At 67.4% G+C, this 3,401-nt stretch carries 3 protein-coding genes and 1 pseudogene; 3 read left to right on the top strand and 1 reads right to left on the bottom strand.

What is annotated here, in order from left to right:
* Positions 1 to 28 precede the first annotated feature (28 nt).
* A pseudogene (locus tag G3N99_RS37175) lies at positions 29 to 127 on the top strand (HAD-IB family hydrolase); the annotation flags it as partial.
* A gap of 200 nt (positions 128 to 327) precedes the next feature.
* The gene (locus tag G3N99_RS37170) at positions 328 to 948 is read left to right on the top strand and encodes an HAD family hydrolase (protein ID WP_206124854.1); all 621 of its coding nucleotides are present in this window, start codon (positions 328 to 330) and stop codon (positions 946 to 948) included.
* Positions 949 to 957: 9 nt separating this feature from the next.
* Here the strand turns inward: G3N99_RS37170 and G3N99_RS37165 are convergent, their stop codons facing one another.
* On the bottom strand, positions 958 to 2,067 hold the full coding sequence (locus G3N99_RS37165; RefSeq protein WP_206124853.1) for a fatty acid desaturase: 1,110 nt from the start codon (positions 2,065 to 2,067) through the stop codon (positions 958 to 960).
* 205 nt (positions 2,068 to 2,272) lie between these two features.
* Here G3N99_RS37165 and G3N99_RS37160 point away from each other — a divergent pair, with 205 nt between their 5' ends.
* On the top strand, positions 2,273 to 3,310 hold the full coding sequence (locus tag G3N99_RS37160) for an AraC family transcriptional regulator (RefSeq protein ID WP_206124852.1): 1,038 nt from the start codon (positions 2,273 to 2,275) through the stop codon (positions 3,308 to 3,310).
* Positions 3,311 to 3,401: the final 91 nt, after the last annotated feature.

Genomic DNA, 3,401 nt, shown 5'->3' with positions numbered 1-3,401 from the left:
CATCTCATTGCTTTCCCGCCGATTCTCCATGACTGACCGCATCGTTGCCGCATTCGATTTCGACGGCACCATCACGACGACCGACAGCTTTCGCCATTTCGTCCGCTATGCGGTCGGCACGCCGCGCGTCAGATCGGAAGAGCGTCGGGGAGGGGAAGAGTGTGGCGGCGCGGCCGCAGCGCTGAGCGCACGGCACGACGGGCACGAATGCATGCGCGGCGGTGCTTGCGTTCGCTGCGCAGGCCGCCCCGCATCACTTCATTTCCCGAGCACCAGCGCGAGTCTGCTATCTTCCCGGGCATCTCATTGCTTTCCCGCCGATTCTCCATGACTGACCGCATCGTTGCCGCATTCGATTTCGACGGCACCATCACGACGACCGACAGCTTTCGCCATTTCGTCCGCTATGCGGTCGGCACGCCGCGCTTCGCGTGGGCCGGCTTGCGCGCGCTGCCGTGGATCGTCGCGATGAAGGCCGGGCTGCTGTCGCGTGGCGACGCGAAAGCGAAATTCGCGTCGTTCGCGTTCGGGCCGGTGCGGGAGGAGGCGCTCGATGCGCAGGCGCGCACGTTCGTCGACACCTATTTGCCGAGCCTCGTGCGTCCGGAAATGCTCGAACGCATCCGTGAGCATCGGGCACGCGGGCATGAAGTCGTGCTGGTGAGCGCGTCGCCGTCGCTGTATCTGGAGAAGTGGGCGAAGACGGCCGGTTTCGATGCGGTGCTCGCGACGCGGCTGGCGTTCGAGCGCGGCAGCTTCGCCGGTCGGCTCGACGGCGAAAACTGCTGGGGGCCGCAGAAGGTCGTGCGGCTGCGCGGGTGGTGGGGCAGCCGGCCGCCGAAGCAGCTGTTCGCGTACGGCGACAGCCGGGGCGACAAGGAAATGGCGGAGCTCGCGAACTGGTCGTGGATCCGCGGGCAAGGGCCGATGCCGCCGATCGGCGGCTGAGGGGGTGCGTTACGCGTCGGCCCGAGCCTGGCGCGTACCGCGCGACGGGCGATAACCGCCCCAGCGATTCGCCCGCGCGAACGTGCCGACGTCGTTGAAGCGCACGCCGACTTCACGCAGTGCCGCATGCGCGGTGCGCGCGGTCAGCTGGCGGATGTAGAACGGGTCGCGCACCACGAAGTGATGGATCGCGTGCGTGCTGCCGAAATTGAAGCAGAACAGCTGGAACGGCAGCATCCACCACGGGTTGAGCACCTGCGTCTGCTGGATCACGTTGCGCGAGTCGATGTCGCCGAAGTAGTGCATGTTCGAGCTGACGAAGTTGATGCAGAAGCTGCGCACGAAGTTCGGCCCGAGCCACACGACGGCCAGGAAATCGACGACGCTCATCACGCGTTCGACGACGGCCGGCACCGTCACCGGGTAGCCGAACGCATGCAGCGCGAACAGGCCGACGTGATAGACGATGAACGCGTGCCACAGCACGTAATACACGTGACCGACCGGCATGTACGACGACACCTGCTCGACGCGTAACTGCAGGCGCTCGGACGGATCCTGCACCGGCTGTGCGGCCACGTACTGCTTCACCTTGCGGCGCATCGCGGTGGGCCGCAGCACGACGGCGAGCATGCCGTCCGCGATCATCAGCAGGCGCTTCACGCCCCAGCGCTCGCCGTTGGTGATGCCGAATTCCTCGAGATCCGATTCGCCGCCCGACACCTTGTGGTGATGCAGGTGCATGCGCCGCCGCGTCCACGGGTTGATCGTGCCGGGCCGCGTGAGCCAGCACAGCGCCATCATCAGGTGGTAGGCCCACGGCGTCTTCTTGAAGTACATCAGGTGGATCAGATCGTGCTCGAGCTCGTGGATCAGCGACGTGACGAACGCGGCGAGCGGCAGCGCGACGTACCACGCGATCGCGCCGCGCGCATACAGCCAGGCGATCGCGAGCATCGCGCTCACCGAGACGGCCATCACGGTCGCGCCGACGAGGTTCTGGTTGTCGAGCAGCGGAAAGCGCGCGCGGATCGCGTCGCTCGCGGCGTTGACCTCGCGGCGGACGTACGCGACCTTGTCCGCGTCGTTGCGAAAGGCGGTTCGTGCGGGTTGGCTCATCGACCGGGATTCCTGCGGAAAGGGTGGGGCGCAATGCCGATGTGACAAGCATAGGCGCGCGCCGGACCGCACGCGAGGGCCGCGGGTGCCAATGGTAGTGTCATTTCGGGCCACGATGGCCTGCCGGCGCGGCTAGAGTCTTGCCCCGGTGTCATTGCGGGCCAGCGACGCTACAATCCGCCGAAACCGCTTCGGAGTCCGCCGCATGGTCCTGTCCGTCCCGGATGCCGCGCGCCAGCTGAACAAGGCGACGGTGTCGTCCGCGTATGCGCTGTTCATGCTGATGCTGGCCGAGGAGCGCGGCATCGACGGCGGCCGCGTGCTCGCCGGCTCGGGCGTCGAGCGCGACCGGCTCGCGCAGCCCGACGCGCGCATCACGCCGCTGCAGCAGGCGGCGATCGTGTTCAACCTGCTCGACGCGACGGACGACCCGTCGATCGCGATCGAGATCGGCCTGCGCAGCAGCCTGACGAAAGCGGGACTGATCGGCTTCGGGCTGATGAGCTGCGCGACGCTCGGCGAGGCGATCTCGCTCGGCATCCGCTACCTGCCGACGCGCGTGCCGTTCTTTTCGGTGCGGCTCGCGCAGATCGACGGAATCGTCGATATCGACGTGCTCGAGGCGTTTCCGCTCGGCCGGCTGCGGCAGTTCGCGGTCGAGAACTTCCTGGTCGAGACGGCGATCCTGTTCAATTCGCTGCTGTATCCGGTGCCGGGGCGCACGCTGCAGTCACGTGCCGAACTCCATTTCGAATGGCCCGAGCCGCCGTGGTTCGAGCGTTATCGCGCGCGGCTGCCGCGCTGTCATTTCGACGCGAGCGCGAACCGCATCCGCTGCGACGCCGCGCTGCTCGACGAACCGATCGGCACCGCGAATGCGCACACCGCGCAGATGATCGTGCAGCAGTGCGAGGCCGAACTCGCGCGGCTCGGCTATGCGGAAAGCATCGTCGAGCGCGTGCGCAACCTGCTGATCTGCGGCGAGGGTGGCTATCCGTCGGTCGATGATGTCGCGCGCGAACTGCATGTGTCGGCGCGGACGCTCAAGCGCAAGCTCGCCGGGTACGGCGCGACCTATTCGACGCTGCTCGACGAGATCCGGCTGCGCGATGCGCTGCGGCTGCTCGAGGGGACTCGGCTGCCGGTCGACGAGATTGCCGCGCGCGTCGGCTATACGGATCGCGCCAATTTCACGCGCGCGTTCAAGCGCTGGACGGGCGTCGCGCCGAGCGAGCGGCGGTGAACGCGGGGACGCACTGGCCTGCGTGGCGGGCCTGCCGAGCCAGGTCGCGCGCGCCACGCCTTCATCAGACGATCGCGACCCAGTTCGCACA

The organism is Burkholderia sp. Ac-20392 (genome assembly GCF_017104585.1).
Classification (GTDB): domain Bacteria; phylum Pseudomonadota; class Gammaproteobacteria; order Burkholderiales; family Burkholderiaceae; genus Burkholderia; species Burkholderia lata.
The sequence above is the reverse complement of the archived record's forward strand: the minus strand, read 5'-3'. Positions and strand labels throughout refer to the sequence as shown.

Bases quoted from the DNA above. Each gene is read 5' to 3' on its own strand.
- G3N99_RS37170 (WP_206124854.1), top strand. From the start codon at position 328: ATGACTGACCGCATCGTTGCCGCATTCGATTTCGACGGCACCATCACG.
- G3N99_RS37165 (WP_206124853.1), bottom strand. From the start codon at position 2,067: ATGAGCCAACCCGCACGAACCGCCTTTCGCAACGACGCGGACAAGGTC.
- G3N99_RS37160 (WP_206124852.1), top strand. From the start codon at position 2,273: ATGGTCCTGTCCGTCCCGGATGCCGCGCGCCAGCTGAACAAGGCGACG.